17 protein-coding genes and 1 riboswitch are annotated in these 18,273 nt (G+C 50.1%); of the genes, 10 read left to right on the forward strand and 7 right to left on the reverse strand.

Annotated elements, in window-relative coordinates; genetic code table 11:
* Positions 1 to 33 precede the first annotated feature (33 nt).
* The 5 genes from JYJ62_RS07470 to JYJ62_RS07490 form a co-directional block, all read right to left on the reverse strand.
* Positions 34 to 1,863, reverse strand: a complete 1,830-nt coding sequence (locus JYJ62_RS07470) for an SLC13 family permease (protein WP_205341577.1) — start codon at positions 1,861 to 1,863, stop codon at positions 34 to 36.
* A 1-nt stretch (position 1,864) separates the two neighbouring features.
* Complete coding sequence (locus JYJ62_RS07475; RefSeq protein ID WP_205341578.1) at positions 1,865 to 2,659, reverse strand: ABC transporter ATP-binding protein; 795 nt, start codon at positions 2,657 to 2,659, stop codon at positions 1,865 to 1,867.
* A 1-nt stretch (position 2,660) separates the two neighbouring features.
* A complete protein-coding gene (locus tag JYJ62_RS07480; RefSeq protein ID WP_205341579.1) occupies positions 2,661 to 3,551 on the reverse strand; it encodes an ABC transporter permease in 891 nt (296 codons plus the stop codon).
* A 73-nt stretch (positions 3,552 to 3,624) separates the two neighbouring features.
* On the reverse strand, positions 3,625 to 4,602 hold the full coding sequence (locus JYJ62_RS07485) for an ABC transporter substrate-binding protein (protein WP_205341580.1): 978 nt from the start codon (positions 4,600 to 4,602) through the stop codon (positions 3,625 to 3,627).
* 74 nt (positions 4,603 to 4,676) lie between these two features.
* On the reverse strand, positions 4,677 to 7,526 hold the full coding sequence (locus JYJ62_RS07490; protein WP_205341581.1) for a valine--tRNA ligase: 2,850 nt from the start codon (positions 7,524 to 7,526) through the stop codon (positions 4,677 to 4,679).
* A 338-nt stretch (positions 7,527 to 7,864) separates the two neighbouring features.
* Positions 7,865 to 8,027, forward strand: a riboswitch (FMN riboswitch).
* A 119-nt stretch (positions 8,028 to 8,146) separates the two neighbouring features.
* Here JYJ62_RS07490 and JYJ62_RS07495 point away from each other — a divergent pair.
* From JYJ62_RS07495 to ribD, 8 genes are all read left to right on the forward strand, one after another.
* Positions 8,147 to 8,809 carry a riboflavin synthase gene (locus tag JYJ62_RS07495; RefSeq protein ID WP_205341582.1) on the forward strand — a complete coding sequence of 221 codons (663 nt, stop codon included), beginning with the start codon at positions 8,147 to 8,149 and terminating at the stop codon, positions 8,807 to 8,809.
* A 15-nt stretch (positions 8,810 to 8,824) separates the two neighbouring features.
* Positions 8,825 to 9,931 carry a bifunctional 3,4-dihydroxy-2-butanone-4-phosphate synthase/GTP cyclohydrolase II gene (gene ribBA / locus JYJ62_RS07500; protein ID WP_205341583.1) on the forward strand — a complete coding sequence of 369 codons (1,107 nt, stop codon included), beginning with the start codon at positions 8,825 to 8,827 and terminating at the stop codon, positions 9,929 to 9,931.
* 56 nt (positions 9,932 to 9,987) lie between these two features.
* On the forward strand, positions 9,988 to 10,464 hold the full coding sequence (gene ribE, locus JYJ62_RS07505) for a 6,7-dimethyl-8-ribityllumazine synthase (protein WP_205341584.1): 477 nt from the start codon (positions 9,988 to 9,990) through the stop codon (positions 10,462 to 10,464).
* Complete coding sequence (gene nusB / locus JYJ62_RS07510; protein WP_205341585.1) at positions 10,461 to 10,955, forward strand: transcription antitermination factor NusB; 495 nt, start codon at positions 10,461 to 10,463, stop codon at positions 10,953 to 10,955. The genes ribE and nusB overlap by 4 nt, the downstream gene beginning before the upstream one ends.
* A 45-nt stretch (positions 10,956 to 11,000) precedes the next feature.
* The gene (gene thiL, locus JYJ62_RS07515) at positions 11,001 to 11,966 is read left to right on the forward strand and encodes a thiamine-phosphate kinase (protein ID WP_205341586.1); all 966 of its coding nucleotides are present in this window, start codon (positions 11,001 to 11,003) and stop codon (positions 11,964 to 11,966) included.
* A gap of 13 nt (positions 11,967 to 11,979) precedes the next feature.
* The gene (locus JYJ62_RS07520; protein WP_205341587.1) at positions 11,980 to 12,465 is read left to right on the forward strand and encodes a phosphatidylglycerophosphatase A; all 486 of its coding nucleotides are present in this window, start codon (positions 11,980 to 11,982) and stop codon (positions 12,463 to 12,465) included.
* A gap of 202 nt (positions 12,466 to 12,667) precedes the next feature.
* Complete coding sequence (nrdR, locus tag JYJ62_RS07525; RefSeq protein ID WP_205341588.1) at positions 12,668 to 13,150, forward strand: transcriptional regulator NrdR; 483 nt, start codon at positions 12,668 to 12,670, stop codon at positions 13,148 to 13,150.
* Positions 13,147 to 14,256: a bifunctional diaminohydroxyphosphoribosylaminopyrimidine deaminase/5-amino-6-(5-phosphoribosylamino)uracil reductase RibD gene (gene ribD, locus JYJ62_RS07530; protein ID WP_205341589.1), complete on the forward strand. Its 1,110-nt coding sequence runs from the start codon at positions 13,147 to 13,149 to the stop codon at positions 14,254 to 14,256. Before nrdR ends, ribD begins: the two co-directional genes overlap by 4 nt.
* Here the strand turns inward: ribD and JYJ62_RS07535 are convergent.
* Complete coding sequence (locus tag JYJ62_RS07535; protein ID WP_205341590.1) at positions 14,253 to 14,633, reverse strand: putative zinc-binding protein; 381 nt, start codon at positions 14,631 to 14,633, stop codon at positions 14,253 to 14,255. The two genes, ribD and JYJ62_RS07535, sit on opposite strands and share 4 nt — an antisense overlap.
* 345 nt (positions 14,634 to 14,978) lie before the next feature.
* Positions 14,979 to 17,126: a DNA helicase RecQ gene (recQ, locus tag JYJ62_RS07540; RefSeq protein ID WP_205341591.1), complete on the reverse strand. Its 2,148-nt coding sequence runs from the start codon at positions 17,124 to 17,126 to the stop codon at positions 14,979 to 14,981.
* Positions 17,127 to 17,280: 154 nt separating this feature from the next.
* On the opposite strand from recQ, the gene JYJ62_RS07545 reads away from it, so the two are divergent.
* Both JYJ62_RS07545 and JYJ62_RS07550 read left to right on the forward strand, forming a co-directional pair.
* A complete protein-coding gene (locus JYJ62_RS07545; protein WP_205341592.1) occupies positions 17,281 to 17,865 on the forward strand; it encodes a YecA family protein in 585 nt (194 codons plus the stop codon).
* Positions 17,866 to 17,874: 9 nt separating this feature from the next.
* Complete coding sequence (locus tag JYJ62_RS07550) at positions 17,875 to 18,273, forward strand: YbaN family protein (RefSeq protein ID WP_205341593.1); 399 nt, start codon at positions 17,875 to 17,877, stop codon at positions 18,271 to 18,273.

Genomic DNA, 18,273 nt, shown 5'->3' on the forward strand with positions numbered 1-18,273 from the left:
TGTTTTGAAGTTGTTGTGTTGTTGAAGGTATGGTTAGAGTGGAAACAGCACAGGTACCAGAATCACACTGGTGAGCATCACGATAACGGTGAAGGGCACGCCGATGCGTACGAAGTCGCTGAAGCGGTATTGGCCAGGACCGAGCACTAGAGTGTTAACCGGTGATGAAATTGGCGTCATAAAGGCGGCTGAGGCGGCCAGGGCGACGATCATGGCAAAGGGCGCGGGTGATGCTTGCATGGCTTGCGCGCTGGCAATGGCAACGGGTGCCATTAGTACTGCGGTGGCGGTGTTAGAAATGAATAGACCGATAAGCGCTGTGGCAATGAATAAAATAGCCAAAATCATCCGTGGCCCTGCATCACCAAACAAGCTTAGTAAGACCTCTACGGCTAAATCAATCCCTCCGGTCTTTTGTAAGGCGAGGGCAAAGGGCAGCATACCAACGATCAGAACAATACTTTGCCAATGAATCGAGCGGTAGGCGCTGTCCATATCGATGCAGCGAAAGGCGCCCATCAATAAGCAGCCGATTAATGCCGCTAGCACATTCGGGACGAGACCTGTGACCATCAGAATGACCATTACCGCTAAACTGAACAAGGCGTGTGGCGCTTGGCTTAGCGCTGGAGCAACGTCATCGACTTCAGCAGGCAAACTTAGGACTAAAAAGTCACGATTATGGCCTTGCAGCTTGCGAATATGCTGCCAGTTACCTGCGACTAACAGGGTGTCACCGGCTTTGAGTTTTTCATCAACCAGCAGGCCATCTAAAGCCTGTTGGTTACGGCGCAGGCCGATAACATTCAGTTTACGGTGGCTACGAAAGCCGAGCTCTTGAATGGTTTTGCCTGCTAGACGTGAGTCAGGTGGCAACATCACTTCGGCGACACCCAGTGCGCGATGGTGGTCGCTAAAATAACTGCTTTGCATGGCAACGGGTTCGACACCCAGCTCGTGGTAGGAGTTGAGCAGGTCAATCGTGGGGCTGACTAAGTCAACGAGCAGTACATCACCGGCACGTAACTCGGTACTGCCGGTAGCGCCGAGTAAGATGCGGCGAAAGCGTCTTTGGCGTTCGACGGCAATGACATTAATGCCGTATTGTTTACGCAGTTGTAGCTCGTTTAGTGTTTGTCCGGTCAGTGTTGAATTGGTGCGCACGCGTAGGCGACGTTCGCGGCCGGCTAAGCGATAGTCACGCACCAGATCGGCAATATTATGACGCGGTTCACCTGAGGCTTTTTGACTATCGGCACTGGCTAGCCAATGCCGAGTGAGCAACATATAAGCGATGCCTAGCACTAAAACAGTTAAACCGATGGGGGCAAAGGCGAAAAAACTAAAACCTGCAAAGCCTGCGCGAACCAGTTCGCTGTGCACCACCATATTGGGTGGCGTCGCAACCAGCGTCAACATGCCGCTGATTAAACCAGCAAAGCTGAGGGGCATCATCAGGCGACTGGGGGCAATGTTCAGGCGTGCGGCAATGCTTAGTACCACTGGAATAAAAATCGCCACCACGCCGGTTGAGCTCATCACCGAGCCAAGCCCAGCAACGGTCAGCATCAGTAAGACGATCAAACGAGTTTCACTGCTGCCAGCGCGGTGCATTAAACGCTCACCGAGTTGATAGGCAATTCCCGTACGCACCAGACCTTCGCCGATAACAAAGAGCGCAGCAATCACCACCACACTGGGGTCGCTAAAACCGGCCAGTGTTTCTTGTACTGTGAGGACGCCGGTCAATGGCAGTGCGACAATCATCAGGAGCGCCACCACGTCCATACGTGGCTTATTGCGTACAAACAATACTACTGCACAGAGTAGCAGGAGCAGCACCAAACCCAGTTGCAGGTTCATATCAACTCAGTAGCAAGGCGTCGTCAGCCAGCTTTTCGCCGCGGACTTTTTCAAACATGGCGAGTAAATCAGGCACATCTAGGCCTTTGCGCTGCTCGCCGCTGACATCCAGTACCACTTGCCCTTGGTGTAGCATAATAGTGCGATCACCAACATCCAGTGCTTGGCGCATGCTGTGGGTGACCATCATGGTGGTCAGTTTTTTTTCGGCGACAATACGTTGCGTCAGTTGTAAAACAAAATCAGCGGTGCGCGGGTCTAGTGCGGCCGTGTGCTCATCCAATAATAAAATTTGTGATGGGCGCAGTGCTGCCATTAATAAACTGACCGCTTGACGTTGGCCGCCAGACAGCAAGCCAATGCGGTCATGTAAGCGATTCTCTAAACCGAGACCTAGGGTGGCTAAGTGCTCACGAAAACCCGCGCGCTGCGAGGCTTTAACCGCGCGGCTCAGACCACGACGCTGTCCGCGCTGTTCAGCTAATGACATGTTTTCTTCGATAGTCAGGTCTTCACAGGTACCGGCCATCGGGTCTTGAAACACTCGTGCGACTTGCTTGGCGCGCTCCCAGACGGGCTGGTTGGTGACGTCGCTATCATCAATAAGAATACTGCCGCTATCGATGCCTAAATCCCCAGAAATAGCATTCAGAAAGGTTGATTTACCGGCGCCGTTGGTACCAATGACGGTGACGAATTGCCCGGTTGGGATTTGTAATGACAAGCCACATAACGCACGTGTTTCAATCGGCGTGCCAGGGTTGAAGGTGATGTGTAAATCATTCGCTTTAAGCATCTTAAACCCTCTTGCGTCGAGACATGCGCTGTTTAATCAGTGGGATGACCAAAGCAAAGGTCACCAGTAATGCCGTGACTAAGTTGAGGTCTTGCGCTTGTAGACCAATAAAGTCGCTGTTCAATGCTAAAGCAATAAAGAAGCGATAAACAATCGCGCCCAAGATCACCGCTAAAGTAACTAGGAATAGTTTGCGCGAAGGCAAAATACTTTCACCAACAATCACTGCTGCAAGACCAATCACAATGGTCCCGATGCCCATGGAAATATCCGCACCACCTTGGCTTTGTGCAAAGAGCGCACCGGCTAAACCAACCAGGCCGTTGGAAATCGCCATACCTAAAATCACCATGGCGCCAGTATTAATACCTTGTGCACGCGCCATTCGAGGGTTGGAACCGGTCGCGCGGATCGCTAGACCTTGGCGAGTAGAGAAATAAGCATCAAGGGCCAGTTTGGCGAGTAATACGACAATAATCAAAATAACAGGACGAGCAATATAATCGATCAGCCAGCTCGGTTCGAGGATGGTGAAGACGGTGGGTTCCATGATTAATGGAATGTTAGGCTTGCCCATAATGCGTAAATTGATTGAGTAAAGGGCAATCATCATCAAGATGCTGGCCAGCAAATCCATGATTTTTAAATGCACATTTAAAATAGCCGTGATCACGCCAGCACCGGCACCTGCGAGTGCGGCGAGTGCTGTGGCTAGAAAAGGATCCATTCCGTTGGAGATACATAACGCGCCAACTGCGCCGCCCAGCGGGAAGCTGCCGTCAACGGTTAAATCAGGAAAGCGTAATAAGCGGAAGGAGATAAACACCCCGAGTGCCACTAAACTAAAGATCAGACCGATCTCAAGGGCACCAAACATTGAAAACAGGGACATGGGTAGGTTGACCGAAGGCTAAATAAAAATACCCCGAGCGCTATAGGCGGCTCGGGGTGCGACTGGATCTATCTTAACGAATCACTTCAGCAGCGCTATCAATCAGTTCTTGTGACAGCGTCACACCCTGCTTTTCAGCGGCGCTGAGGTTAACAAATAATTGAATATTTTCACTGGTTTGCGGTTTGATATCGCCGGGCTTTTCACCGTTTAAGATACGTACCACGATGCGTCCAGTCTGTTGGCCGAGTTCGCGATAGTTAACACCTAAAGCAGCAATCGCGCCACGCTTCACACTGTCGGTGTCAGAGGCAATTAACGGTATTTTCATATCGTTACCGACTTTCACTAAGGCTTCATAAGCGGAGACCACGTTATTGTCGGTGTTAGTATAAATCACATCGACTTTACCGACTAAACTGCGCGCCGCTGTACCCACGTCAACTGAGCGTGGTGCCGCCGCTTCAACTAAGGTTAGGTCGTATTGCGGCAGGATTTCTTTAAGGGCTGTAACCACAGCGACAGAGTTGGCTTCACCTGGATTAAATACCATACCGATACGCTTAGCGTTGGGTACGATTTTCTTTACCAGTTCCATTTGTTTGCTGAGTTCAAGTACGTCAGAAACACCAGTGACGTTGGTGCCGCTGGCTTCCCAGCTTGGCGTCAACTGGCCGAGTACCGGATCAGTGACCGCGGAGAACACAATAGGAATATTTTTAGTGCCAGCGACTGCCGCCTGTGCTGATGGTGTCGCAATCGCAACGATAGCATCGGGTTGATCGCCAATAAATTTACGGGCAATTTGTGCCGCAGTGCCGGTATTACCTTGGGCGCTTTGATATTGCCATTTTAGGTTTTTGCCTTCGTTGTAACCAGCCTCGTGCAGAGCATCCAATACACCGTCGCGCACTGAATCGAGAGCAGGGTGTTCAACAATCGCGGTGACTGCCACGGATTTAACCGGTTCTGCTAAAGCGCCAAATGATGCGCTCATCGCTAATGTCAGTGCGCTGAGCGTGAGTAACGCTTTTTTTGATAAGCGGGTCATGTTTGTCTGCCTCTTATGGGGGATTGTGGCAGTATGCCAGCCAATCCCCAATTCTTGTATAGGTGTTGATCAGTTTATAAGCTGGCGATACGCGTATGTTGCTCGGTTAGGCGCGCTAATGCTTGCTCGAAATCAGCTTGCTTCGCGCGTTCTTTGTCAATCACATCGGCTGGCGCTTTCGCGACAAAGCCTTGATTGGAGAGCTTGCCCGATACACGTTTAATCTCACCGTTGAGGCGTTGCATTTCCTTATCCAGGCGCGCGAGTTCTGCCTGGGTATCGATTAAACCCGCCATTGGTACCAGAACTTGCATCTCACCCACCAGTGCTGTGGCTGACATCGGTGCTTGTTGTTCAGCGGCTAACAATGTGACTGACTCAAGCTTAGCCAGCTTGTTCAGCGTGACACTATTAACCTCTAAACGGCGCAGATCTTCTGCAGTCGTATTACCCAGGTACAACGGAATCGGTGTGCCTGGGCCAATATTCATTTCTGCACGGATATTACGCAGAGCCAGCATCAACTCTTTCAGCCATTCGATATCGCCTTCAGCCTGCGCATCAACGGCATCGCTAGCGCTGGCAGGGAAGGGTTGCAGCATAATGGTGTCGCCGGTTTTTCCTGCCATGGGTGCAATACGCTGCCAGATCTCTTCAGTAATAAATGGCATAAACGGATGGGCTAAACGCAACGCTGCTTCCAGTACGCGCACCAAAGTACGACGTGTGCCGCGCGTACGTTCGATTGGCGCTTCTTTATCCCAGAGCACGGGTTTGGATAACTCCAAGTACCAGTCACAATACTGATTCCAGATAAACTCATACAGCGCTTGCGCGGCGAGGTCGAAACGGAAATTATCCAGTTGTCGTGCCACTTCAGCTTCAGTGCGTTGCAGTTGCGAAATAATCCAGCGATCGGCTACAGTCAGTTCGACAGGTTGCTCATCGAGGCCGCAGTCTTGTTCTTCGCATTGCATCATCACATAACGTGCAGCGTTCCAGATTTTATTGCAGAAGTTGCGGTAGCCTTCGACGCGACCCATATCAAACTTCACATCACGACCAGTCGAGGCCAATGATAAGAAGGTAAAGCGCAGCGCATCGGTACCATAACTGGCAATGCCGTCAGCAAACTCTTCACGTGTTTGCTTCTCAATGGCTTTGGCCATTTGTGGTTGCATCATGCCACTGGTGCGTTTCTGCACTAATGACTCAAGGTCAATCCCGTCGATAATATCCAGAGGATCCAAAACGTTACCTTTGGATTTGGACATCTTCTGTCCTTGACTATCGCGAACGAGGCCATGCACATAGACAGTTTTAAATGGAATTTGCGCTGTACCATCTTCATTTTTCAATAGGTGCATGGTCATCATAATCATGCGCGCGACCCAGAAGAAGATAATGTCAAAACCGGTCACCAATACATCGGTAGGGTGGAAGGTTTTTAAAAAATCAGTTTGTTCTGGCCAGCCTAGGGTTGAGAAGGTCCATAAGCCGGAGCTAAACCAAGTGTCCAGTACATCATTGTCCTGACGTAGAGCGATATCGCCAAGATCGTGTTTTGCACGTACTTCAGCTTCATTGCGACCGACATAAACATTCCCAGCTTCATCGTACCAAGCAGGAATACGGTGTCCCCACCACAGTTGGCGACTGATGCACCAGTCTTGAATGTCGCGCATCCAGCTGAAATACATATTTTCGTATTGCTTAGGCACAAACTGAATACGGCCATCTTCAACCGCAGCAATAGCAGGCTCTGCTAAAGGTTTAGTCGATACATACCACTGGTCAGTCAACCAAGGTTCAATCACCGCGCCGGAGCGATCGCCACGTGGTGTTTTTAACGCGTGATCATCAATGCTAACCAGTAACTCTGCCGCTTGCAGTGCAGCAACAATCTGTTTACGTGCTTCAAAACGATCCAAACCGGCAAACTCGGCAGGCAAACTGCTATCCAGTTGGTTATTAACCGTGCCATCGCTATTGAAGATCTGTGCCGATGCTAAAATTGCAGCATTCTGATCGAGAATATTGATCAGTGGCAGATTATGGCGTTTGCCCACTTCATAGTCATTGAAGTCGTGCGCGGGGGTGATTTTTACACAACCGGTACCAAACTCAGGATCACAGTAGTCATCGCCCACAATAGGAATGCGGCGACCGACTAGGGGTAGATCAATAAAGGAACCAATCAGCGCCTTATAGCGCTCGTCTTCCGGGTGTACGGCAACTGCGCTATCACCCAGCATGGTTTCTGGACGCGTAGTGGCAACCACTAAATAGTCTTGACCTTCGGCGGTTTTCGCACCATCGGCCAGCGGATAGCGCAGATTCCAAAGGTGACCTTTCTCATCGTGGTTTTCCACTTCGAGGTCGGAAATGGCGGTATGAAATTTAGGGTCCCAGTTTACTAAGCGTTTGCCGCGGTAAATCAGTCCGTCTTCATGCAAGCGCACAAAAGCTTCTTTAACCGCCTCGGACATTCCATCATCCATGGTAAAGCGCTCACGCGACCAATCCACCGAGCTACCCAGACGACGAATTTGACGGGTAATCGTACCGCCAGATTCTTCTTTCCATTTCCAGACTTTGTCTAAGAAGGCTTCGCGGCCCAAGTCGTGGCGGTCAAGGCCTTGCGCAGCTAATTGGCGTTCTACCACCATTTGCGTGGCGATACCTGCGTGGTCAGTACCGGGCTGCCAAAGGGTGTTACGGCCTTGCATACGGCGGTAACGAATCAGCGCATCCATAATGGCATTATTAAAACCATGACCCATATGTAAGCTGCCAGTGACGTTCGGCGGCGGAATCATAATGGTGTACGGTTGACCAGAACCTTGGGGCGCAAAGTATTGATTGGTTTCCCATGACTGGTACCAAGTGGCTTCAATGGCGTGCGGCTGATAGGTCTTATCCATAGTGCGGCGGGACCCCTAAATAGAATACGGCTAATCGGAAAACCGCAAAGTATACCGTCAAACGGGCTTTGGCCATAGGTTAAGACCGATGATTTACTAATAAAGTGACCTTTTAAAGCTGTTGAGTCAGATTGTGGTGAGTTTGCTGTATTGATTTCAAGAGGGGTGCGCAGCTGATAAAGCGTCGATTGTTGCTTGTCCGCTCTAAGGCTGTAATACATTCGGTTGCTCTACTATTTGGTGACAGCTAGGCTTTGTGCATAGCAACTCCAGCCAAGCCGTGCAGTGCAGTCTAATATGTGGTAAAACGTATAGCGCCACCCTACTAAAGGTGTTGGTGACGTTCTCAGGGCGGGGCGAGATTCCCCACCGGTGGTAATTGCTTAATAAAAGCATAGCCCACGAGCGCTTGGTTACGCTGGTGCATAAGGTAAGCAAGGTCAGCAGACTTGGTGAGATCCCAAGGCCGACGGTTACAGTCCGGATGAAGAGAGAACGGGATCCGTTACCGTGCATATCTTGCACGGCACACTCCCATTCGATCAAAAATAGCCTTGTTTGATAGTAAACAGGAGATCGACACAGACGAGTCATATCAATTCGTTATGTGCGGAGGTTTTATGTTCACAGGAATAATCGAATCGATAGGTCGTATTCGTAGCATGACCCCGAAAGGTGGTGATGTGCGCGTACACGTGTCCACAGGAAAGTTAGATTTAACCGATGTAAAGCTGGGCGACAGCATTGCTGTTAATGGTATTTGCTTGACCGTAGTAGAATTGCCAGGTGATGGCTTTTGTGCGGATGTTAGCCGAGAAACTTTGGCACGAACGGCCTTGGTTAACTTAAAAAGCGGCAGTCCAGTCAACTTGGAAAAAGCTTTATTGCCGACCACTCGTTTAGGCGGGCATTTGGTCAGTGGCCACGTTGATGGTGTTGGTGAAGTATTGTCACGCAGCGAAAATGCACGGGCGATCCAGTTCTGGGTACGTGCACCGAAAGAGCTGGCGCGTTATATCGCCATGAAAGGCTCGATTACCGTGGATGGCGTGAGTCTCACGGTCAATGGCGTCAATGGCAGTGAGTTTGAATTGACCATTGTTCCGCATACCTTGCAAGAAACCATTATGGCCGACTATCAAGCAGGGCATTTAGTTAATCTCGAAATTGACTTAATTGCTCGCTACCTTGAGCGCTTATTGCAAGGTGAGCATGCCGCTGAACCGACCAGCCACGCCATTACTGCGGGCTTTCTCGCAGAGCATGGCTTTATGCGTTCTTAATTGAAGGGTTATCTCGTGTCATTAAATACTATTGAAGAAATTGTTGCAGATATTCGTGCTGGCAAAATGGTCATCTTGATGGATGATGAAGACCGCGAAAACGAAGGTGATTTAATTATCGCTTCTGAGTGCGTCACTGCCGAACATATTAACTTTATGGCCAAGCATGCGCGCGGCTTGATTTGTATGCCGATGAGCGTTGAGCGCTGTGAGCGTTTAGGCTTGCCGTTAATGGCGCAGCACAACGGCTCAGGTTTCGGTACCAAGTTTACTGTTTCGATTGAAGCGGCAGTTGGCGTTACCACCGGTATCTCTGCGGCTGACCGTGCGCGTACTGTGCAAGCTGCCGCGGCCAAAGATGCAGTTGCCGCTGATATCGTCAGTCCGGGCCATATTTTCCCATTGATGGGGCAGGTGGGTGGTGTCTTAGCTCGTGCGGGACATACTGAAGCTGCTTGTGATTTAGCGCGCTTGGGTGGCTACGAGCCAAGTGGCGTGATCTGTGAAATTATGAATGATGACGGCACCATGGCGCGCCGTCCTGAATTGGAAATCTTTGCCCAAGAACACGGTATTAAAATCGGTACTATTGCTGATTTGATTCATTACCGCATGATGAATGAGCGTACCATTGAGCGTGTTTCAACACAGATGCTTGATAGTGAGTTGGGTAAATTTAATTTAGTTACTTACCGTGAGTCGACTGCAGGTGATGTTCATTTGGCACTGACTTTAGGTACTATTAGCCCTGAAGAGCCCACCTTAGTGCGTGTTCATAATATGGACCCGCTGCGTGACTTATTTATGGTTAAGAATGACGGTCGATGGAGTTTGCGTGGTGCCATGGCCGAAGTGGCTAAAGCAGGCAGTGGCGTCGTATTGTTATTGGGTAACCAGATGACTGGCTCCAGCTTGCTTGAGCATTTAGAGCGTCAATTAGGTAACGATGGTGATGTGAAAGCCACCAAAACGTCGGGCACCTACAGTACTGTAGGTGCGGGTTCGCAGATTTTGCGTGACCTTGGTGTGCGTAAAATGCGCTTATTAAGTACGCCAATGCGCTTTAATGCCATATCCGGATTCGACTTAGAAGTTGTAGAATACCTGCAACCGCAGGATTAACTGTTATTGGAGCGGCAGCTAGCGCCGCTCCTTCGCTCTTTATTAGGATGAAAAACATGACCTTGAAGACAATCGAAGGTACCTTTATTGCCCCACAAGGCAAGTTTGCGCTGGTTGTTGGCCGTTTCAACAGCTTTGTTGTAGAAAGCTTGGTTGAAGGCGCAATTGATACATTAGTACGCCACGGTGTCAGCAAAGATGCAATTACCGTGATTCGTGCACCAGGTGCTTTTGAGCTGCCTTTAGTTGCACAAAAAGTTGCTGAGCGTAAAGAGTACGCGGCAATTATTGCTTTAGGTGCAGTGATTCGTGGTGGTACCCCGCACTTTGAATATGTTTCAGGTGAGTGCACTAAAGGTTTAGCACAAGTGTCTATGCAGTTTGGTGTACCGGTCGCCTTTGGCGTATTAACCGTTGACTCGATTGAGCAGGCGATTGAACGTTCAGGTACTAAAGCAGGTAACAAGGGTGTGGAAGCAGCGCTATCAGCGCTGGAGATGGTGAGCCTGCTTGCGCAGCTGGAGGCCAAGTGAGCTTAAATAACGACGACTGTCGTGATAACCCACCGCCGCGTGCTAAAGGTCGGATTGCCATGCGCCGTGTTGCGCGCACCTTGGCAATGCAAGCGTTATATCAGTGGCATGTGGCTGGACAAAACTTGAATGAAATTGAAGCGCAGTTTCGCGTGGATAATGATTTCAATGGCGTCGACGGTGTATATTTCAATGAGATCTTACGTGGCGTGCCAGGTAAGAAAAGTGAAATTGATGCACTGATCGAGCCTTATCTTGATCGTCCGATGCACGAGCTGGATCCGGTTGAGTGGGCTATTCTACGTTTAGCGACATGGGAGTTGAGTACGCGTATTGATGTACCTTACCGTGTCGTGATTAATGAAGGCATCGAGTTGGCCAAAGTCTTTGGCGCAACCGATGGTCATAAGTACGTCAACGGTGTACTGGATAAATTAGCCCTGCGCTTGCGCGGAGCAGAAATTCGTGACGCTAAACTCAATAAAAACTAAGTCGATGCTGCGCTCGCCACGCTTGAGCACGGCGAGTGTTGCTTGATGAATGAATTTGAGTTGATTCAACATTTTTTCACCCGCTCTGCCTGCGCGCAGGGCGGTGAAAATATCTCTTTAGGTATTGGTGACGATTGCGCACTGCTGCATATTCCTGCAGAGCATCGTTGTGCAATATCCACCGATACTCTAGTCAGTGGTATTCACTTCCCTGAAAACGCTCCCGCTTTTTTACTCGGTCAGCGCGCTTTAGCCGTTGCCGTCAGTGATTTGGCAGCGATGGGTGCGGTGCCGATTGGCTTTACCTTAGCGATTACTTTGCCGCAGATTGATGCCGACTGGTTGCACGCCTTCAGTGAAGGTTTAAGCGCTATGGCACAGCGCTGTGCGATTGGCTTAGTGGGTGGGGACACCACGCGCGGTCCGCTAGCGATGACTGTTACGGTGATGGGCGCAGTGCCTAAACATCAGGCGTTATTGCGTTCAGCTGCGCAAGAGGGTGATCTACTCTGTGTCAGTGGCCCGCTAGGTGCTGCCGCCGCCGCAGTGCCTGTGGTGTTGGGTGATATTGATCCCCAAACAGTTTCGGCAGCAACCTTACAGCAGTTATTGGCGGCGTACTGGTCGCCACAACCGCAGCTGGCGCTGGGGCAATATTTGCGCGGCACAGCCCATGCTGCTCTAGACATTTCCGATGGTTTATTAGCCGACTGTGGGCATATCGCTAAAGCGTCCAATCTCTGTCTGCAGATTCAGCAAGCACAAGTGCCAGTCGCTGCTGCAGCACGCCAACTGTTAGGCGATAGTGCTGCATTACAGTGTGCACTCAGCGGTGGTGATGATTATCAGCTGGCCTTTACGATTGCGCCGAGTGGGTTAATGCTCCTGCAGCAACACTTTCCTGATGTGCGGGTGATCGGTCAGGCTTGTGTCGGTACAGGCGTACAGCTCTTAGATGAAACCAGGCAATCGATTGCTCAACTGCACAGTGGCTATCAGCATTTTGAATAAGGATATAGAACCCATGCGCGCACCTAAAGTGTGGAGCAATTTCTGGCATTTCCTAGCCTTTGGCTTTGGCACAGGGTTGGCTAAAAAAGCACCCGGCACCTGGGGTACACTCGCAGGCTTAGCCGTGATGCCGTTGCTGTATATGCTGCCGCTCGCAGGGGCTTTAGTGTTTATCGTCGTGGTGAGCCTATTCGGATTTTGGCTGTGCGGTCGAGTCGCTGATGATTTAGGCGTACACGATCATGGCGGTATTGTCTGGGATGAGATGGTGGGTATCTGGATGACGCTGATCCTCTTGCCCAATACCTGGCAATGGTGGGTGCTTGGTTTTGTTCTATTTCGCGTGCTGGATATTGTAAAACCTTGGCCCATTTCATTGCTTGATCGTCATATCGGTGGCGGCTTGGGCATTATGCTCGACGATATGCTCGCAGGTCTGATTGCTGGCGCATTATTATATGCGCTGTGGTCGGCAGACTTGGTGCTGTTAGCCAGTTGAAAACAGTCTTTTAAGCAGCGTGCAACCTATCGATCATGCTGCTTATTTAGCGTTTAATGCGTGTCTTTAAACCTTTATCTGACGGTGCCTTGAGGCATGCTTAATATTTAGCATCCTCTGGTATACGACTGCTAGACAGTTTTGCTTACGAGAAAGATAGGCTACTATCCGTATCTATGTTTTTAATAAGCGATCAGTCCGTATGTATTGTCCTTTCTGTGGCGCCAATGATACCAAGGTGATTGACTCGCGCTTAGTCGCGAATGGCGATCAAGTGCGCCGTCGTCGTGAATGCTTACTGTGCGAAGAACGTTTTACGACCTTTGAAACGGCTGACTTAATCTTGCCGCGTCTGATTAAGCAAGATGGCAGTCGCCAACCTTTTGATGAGGATAAGTTTCGTGCCGGCATGTTACGTGCGCTGGAAAAGCGTCCGGTCAGTTTGGAGCGTTTAGAGGAAGCTGTGGCGCGAATTAAACGTAAATTGCGCGCGACGGGTGAGCGTGAAGTGCAATCTTTGGTCGTCGGTGAGCTGGTGATGAATGAGCTGAAAAAGTTGGATGAAGTCGCCTATATTCGCTTCGCCTCAGTCTATCGCCGCTTTCAAGATCTCAACGAGTTTCGTAAGGAAATCGATCTGATGGCTAGCAGTTCAGCCGACGCTAGTAATAGCATAGACGAATGAACGATCAAGTCTATATGGCGCAGGCCTTGCGCCTCGCTGAGCAGGGTCTCTACAGTACTCATCCGAATCCGCGTGTGGGTTGTGTGGTGGTTGCGAACCAGCAAGTGGTCGGTGAGGGTTGGCATGTGCGTGCCGGCGAACCGCATGCTGAAGTGCATGCGTTGCGCCAAGCAGGAGCTCTAGCTCAAGGCGCCACTGCCTATGTAACGCTGGAACCCTGCAGTCATCATGGCCTGACACCGCCGTGTGCAGACGCTTTAGTGCAAGCAGGAGTGCAGCGCGTGGTGATTGCGATGCAAGATCCTAATCCGCAGGTGGCTGGGCGGGGTATTGCCCATTTACGTGCTCAAGGTATTCAAGTTGATCTGCTGAGTGGCGAACTCAGCGTTGCCGCGCGGACATTAAATTGTGGTTTTGTGAAGCGTATGGAAACAGGCTTGCCTTTTGTACGCTTAAAATTAGCGATGAGCTTAGATGGCCGAACTGCCATGGCCAGTGGCGAAAGTCAGTGGATTACCGGCCCTGCTGCGCGTGCTGATGTGCAGAGTTTACGTGCGCGCTCCAGTGCGATTATTACCGGTGCCGATACGGTGATCACTGATAATGCCCGGCTCACCGTGCGTGCTGATGAATTGCTGGTGAGTGCCGAGCAGCGTGATTTAGCTCTGTCGCGACCACCGTTGCGCATTGTGCTTGACGGGCGTTTACGTGTGCCGACGGATGTTGCGTTTTTCACTGCAGGGCCGGCTTTAGTGGTTACCCATCAATGTCCGCCCACTCATACGGCAGAGATCGAATACCTGCAGTTGCCGGAGGTTAACGGATATGTAGATTTGCAGGCATTATTGTATGAGTTGGCGCAGCGTGGTATCAGTGAGCTCATGGTTGAAGCAGGTCCGCGATTGGCTGGCGCCTTTGTTCAAGCTGGTCTGGTCGATGAACTGTATATCTATATGGCAGCCACTCTGTTGGGGTCAAGCGCGCAGCCATTAATGCAGTTACCGATTGATCTGATGGCCGATGCGCTGCCTTTACGCATCGTTGAGATGCGCGCGTTAGCTAATGATTGGCGAATTATTGCGCGTCCAGTGACTCATGATGCTTAGGCGTATTGAGATAAACGGTCGCTGGCTATAATAGCGCTTAATTCTGCAAATAGTTCGTCAGCTTCTGCTGGCGAACAGTCTTCACCATAACGCTTACGCAAACCAAAGTCGCTGAGGGTGATATGCACATCTGCTTGTACATGATGTCGGGCTAAACAGGCTTTGGCGCAATGTAGGTTGCAACCATCAATCGCTAAAATAGAGCGCGCTGACTGGGCTTTTTTAACCAGTGCTTTTACATCGCCACCGACTCCGGCAATGCATGACATCTCTGCGAGGCCTGCACGATCAAGACGTACTGCCAAGGTGTTGGCTAGCTGAGCAACGTTTGAGCAGCCTGAGCAAGAATAAATTAGAGGGAGTTGCGCACGGGACATGTGAAACCTCTGCTTCCCAGGGCATGGAATAGCAGTGTTGCATGTCATAAAAAAATGCGCCTTGATGAACATCAAGGCGCATAAAATCCAGTACATTCATATACTGTTTCAAGAAGTAGCGCTAGAAAGTTAAACGACGCGCAAACGTTGCAAATTGAACACGTACCCGGGAAGGTTGTGGGTTATTGCAATGCTGGCGCGACATTTGCAGTATTCAAGAAACGCATGGGTTATGACTTGATGTAGATCAATGAAGGGTGTGACAAGTTGCCACATGAGTTGAATGAAAGGGATAAAGGTGAGTGTAAAGGAATGTCACTCACCCTTAAAATCCTAAGCCCGTATTTACAATATGTCAGAAAACTCAGCTTGTAATGCTGCACGCACGCAATACAACACACCTTCTTCAATCTGCGGAGTGAATTGCTCAGCGATACTAGCGACGCTGGGTAGCTCGCCATCACTTTGTAAAAAAGCATCCTGAATGTCGCCCAATACCTCTTCGGGTAAATCCAGTGCTTGCTCCAAGCTTAATAAATTACCAGCAATGGCTTGTGCCATCAGGCTGTAGATGTTTTTTAGGCTGCACTGCATGTGCTGGGCAATTTGCTCGGGAGTCATACCGCTGCGTGCTAAGGTCACCAGTTGGTGACGTAAGTCTTGGTTGTTTGGCGTGCTCGGCGCGGCGCTAGGGTTGTCCTGCTGGTTAAGCACTTTTAAAAAGGCGACGCCGTAGCGTTCCAGTTTACGTGCGCCGACGCCACTGATTTCTGCCATATCAGCAAGATCTTCGGGCTGCTCGCGAAGCATTTCTAGCAGAGTCGAGTCAGGGAAAATGACATAAGGTGGCACGCTGTGTTCTTCCGCCAACTGGCGGCGTAAGGTGCGTAAAGCTTCCCACATCTCGCGCTCGTCGCTGCGTACCAACTGGCTGGCTTGACTGGCGCTGCGTGTTGGTTTTGTTTGTGGAGATAGATCGCGACGCAGTAATAATGTGGTTTCACCGCGTAATAACGGACGGCAGGTTTCAGATAAGCGTAGACCACCAAAACCGTCGACATCGACATCAATTAAGTTGCGTGCAACCAGTTGACGGAACAGTGAGCGCCACTGGTGGTCATTCAGTGCTTTACCAATAGCAAAGACACTCAGATGTTGATGGCCTAGCGCGCGTACGCGATCATTTTCACGGCCTTGTAACACATCAGATAAATAACCGACACCATAGCGCTGACCCGTACGGTGGATAGCCGAGAGTGCTTGACGCGCGGCAGCGGTGGCATCCCAGGTCTCGATGGTATCAATGCAGTTGTCGCAATGGCCGCAGGGTTGCGGTAGGTCCTCATCAAAGTAAGCCAGTAAGGCTTGGCGGCGACAGCGGGTTTCTTCACACAGAGCCAGCATTGCTTCAAGCTTGTGCTGCTCAACGCGTTTATGCCGTTCATCGCCTTCTGAGTTGCTGAGCATTTGTTTCAGCATCAGTACATCTTGTAAGCCGTAGACCATCCACGCATCAGCCGGTAGACCATCGCGTCCAGCACGACCTGTTTCTTGATAGTAGGCCTCTAAGGATTTAGGTAAATCGAGATGCGCCACAAAACGTACGTTAGATTTATCAATCCCCATGCCAAAGGCAATAGTTGCCACCATAATCAGGCCTTCTTCATTGAGAAAGCGTTTCTGGTTCGAGGCGCGTAATTCATTGTCCAGGCCCGCATGGTAAGGCAGCGCGGGAAAACCTTTGCTGCTCAGGAACTCAGCGGTTGCTTCAACACTTTTGCGCGACAAACAATAGACAATCCCTGCATCACCTTTGCGTTGTGCTAAAAAATCGAGTAGCTGCTTGCGTGGGTTATCTTTCGGCGTAATACGGTAAAAAATGTTCGGTCGATCAAAGCTGGAGAGAAAGCATTCGGCTTTTTGTAAGTGTAAACGCTGAGCGATTTCTTCCCTGGTGCGAGTGTCAGCGGTTGCTGTTAGAGCAATACGCGGCACATTCGGAAAGAGTTCAGCGAGTTGACCCAATTGCAGGTACTCGGGTCGAAAGTCATGCCCCCACTGCGATACACAGTGGGCTTCGTCAATGGCGAATAAGCTGATCGGTAAATGCTGTAAAAATGCCAGCATGCGCGGTTGTACCAAGCGTTCTGGTGCAAGGTACAGTAGCTTGATTTCATGTCTGCGCAAACGATCAGCGATCTCGCGTTGCTCGTCGGTGCTTAATGAGGAATTGAGTGCCGCTGCGGGGATACCCAGCTCTTCAAGGCTGGCTACCTGATCTTGCATCAGGGCAATCAGTGGCGAAACAACCACGGTTAAGCCATCGAGTAATAGTGCTGGTAATTGATAGCATAAGGATTTCCCGCCGCCAGTGGGCATCAATACTAGAGCATCGTTTCCAGCGCAGATACGCTCAATAATTGCTGACTGATGACCGCGAAACGCATCATAGCCAAAAACACTTTTTAGCGTCTGTAACGCCTGATTATGCATGCCATTCTCCAAATCCAGTTGGGCATTATACGCGTAAATCAGTTTAGATCTTAATCTTTAGCTGTCTAGGGTGGTAACATCGAGCCAATCCCTAGCTGTTATTGCAGAGCTAGACTACAATCAGAGTTCAATTCATTTTTTATGGTAATCACGCATGTCACTCGCAGAGCAACAAACCCGACTGCAAGCTTTCCTCGATGCTGACGAACTGCATGACGAGGCGCTTGATTATATTGCCGCTCATGGCTATTTAACGGCACTGTCTATTTGCCCTGAGGTGGTACCGACCGAAGAGTGGATTGATGCCTTATTTGCTGAGGTCCCACAGTACCGTGATGCGGCAGAAGAAGCTGATATCACTGCAGGATTGTTACAGCTTAAAGCGCAGATTGAGCGTCAATTAGCCAGTGACGATGATATGGTCCTACCATGTGATTTGGATTTAGGTGAAGAGCCAGACGATTCTGACCTGCGGGGTTGGTGTGTCGGCTTTATGGAAGGCATTTTCTTGCGCGAAGAAGTCTGGTTTGAAGACGCTGAAGACGAAGTCAGCGAGCTGTTGCTACCGATTATGGTCGCTTCAGGCTTATTTGATGAACAGCCGGATTTTGCCGAAATTGCCAGCAACTACGATCTAGTCGACAGCATGGTTGAACAGATTCCTGAAGTGCTGACAGCGCTGTTTTTATTATGCCAAGCACCTGAAGAAAAACCGGTGCTACTCAAGCCACGTCATTAATCGCTTGTAATGCATGAGCCACAGCAGCGGCAGGCACGTAGTGTTACGTTACGTTATTTGCTGTTTGCTTGTGGTTGTCTAAGTGTTGTTTTGGGCGTGATTGGTATTTTCTTGCCAGTTTTGCCCACCACCCCTTTTCTGTTATTAGCTGCCGCGTGTTTTGCGCGCAGTTCTAAACGCTTTTATCTGTGGCTGGTCATGCACCCAAAGCTTGGGCCTTGGGTTCGTGATTATCTCGATGGCCAAGGTCTGCCGCTGAAAGGCAAAATCTGGGCTTTAGTCTTGATGTGGACGAGCATCAGTTTATCCATGTGGATTGTACCCTTGTTCTGGGTACGTATCTTTATGTTGGTCAGTGCCATCAGCGTCACCGTCTATATCCTTAAGCAGAAAACCCGCGAACTATAA

Source organism: Denitrificimonas caeni (assembly GCF_905120345.1).
GTDB lineage: Bacteria > Pseudomonadota > Gammaproteobacteria > Pseudomonadales > Pseudomonadaceae > Denitrificimonas > Denitrificimonas caeni_A.

Excerpts from the sequence above, each read along its gene's own strand:
- JYJ62_RS07490 (WP_205341581.1), bottom strand. The coding sequence starts at position 7,526 with ATGGATAAGACCTATCAGCCGCACGCCATTGAAGCCACTTGGTACCAG.
- JYJ62_RS07550 (WP_205341593.1), top strand. The coding sequence starts at position 17,875 with ATGCATGAGCCACAGCAGCGGCAGGCACGTAGTGTTACGTTACGTTAT.
- JYJ62_RS07470 (WP_205341577.1), bottom strand. The coding sequence starts at position 1,863 with ATGAACCTGCAACTGGGTTTGGTGCTGCTCCTGCTACTCTGTGCAGTA.
- thiL (WP_205341586.1), top strand. The coding sequence starts at position 11,001 with ATGAATGAATTTGAGTTGATTCAACATTTTTTCACCCGCTCTGCCTGC.
- JYJ62_RS07480 (WP_205341579.1), bottom strand. The coding sequence starts at position 3,551 with ATGTCCCTGTTTTCAATGTTTGGTGCCCTTGAGATCGGTCTGATCTTT.
- JYJ62_RS07495 (WP_205341582.1), top strand. The coding sequence starts at position 8,147 with ATGTTCACAGGAATAATCGAATCGATAGGTCGTATTCGTAGCATGACC.
- ribD (WP_205341589.1), top strand. The coding sequence starts at position 13,147 with ATGAACGATCAAGTCTATATGGCGCAGGCCTTGCGCCTCGCTGAGCAG.
- JYJ62_RS07520 (WP_205341587.1), top strand. The coding sequence starts at position 11,980 with ATGCGCGCACCTAAAGTGTGGAGCAATTTCTGGCATTTCCTAGCCTTT.
- JYJ62_RS07545 (WP_205341592.1), top strand. The coding sequence starts at position 17,281 with ATGTCACTCGCAGAGCAACAAACCCGACTGCAAGCTTTCCTCGATGCT.
- JYJ62_RS07485 (WP_205341580.1), bottom strand. The coding sequence starts at position 4,602 with ATGACCCGCTTATCAAAAAAAGCGTTACTCACGCTCAGCGCACTGACA.
- JYJ62_RS07475 (WP_205341578.1), bottom strand. The coding sequence starts at position 2,659 with ATGCTTAAAGCGAATGATTTACACATCACCTTCAACCCTGGCACGCCG.
- JYJ62_RS07535 (WP_205341590.1), bottom strand. The coding sequence starts at position 14,633 with ATGTCCCGTGCGCAACTCCCTCTAATTTATTCTTGCTCAGGCTGCTCA.
- ribE (WP_205341584.1), top strand. The coding sequence starts at position 9,988 with ATGACCTTGAAGACAATCGAAGGTACCTTTATTGCCCCACAAGGCAAG.
- recQ (WP_205341591.1), bottom strand. The coding sequence starts at position 17,126 with ATGCATAATCAGGCGTTACAGACGCTAAAAAGTGTTTTTGGCTATGAT.
- nrdR (WP_205341588.1), top strand. The coding sequence starts at position 12,668 with ATGTATTGTCCTTTCTGTGGCGCCAATGATACCAAGGTGATTGACTCG.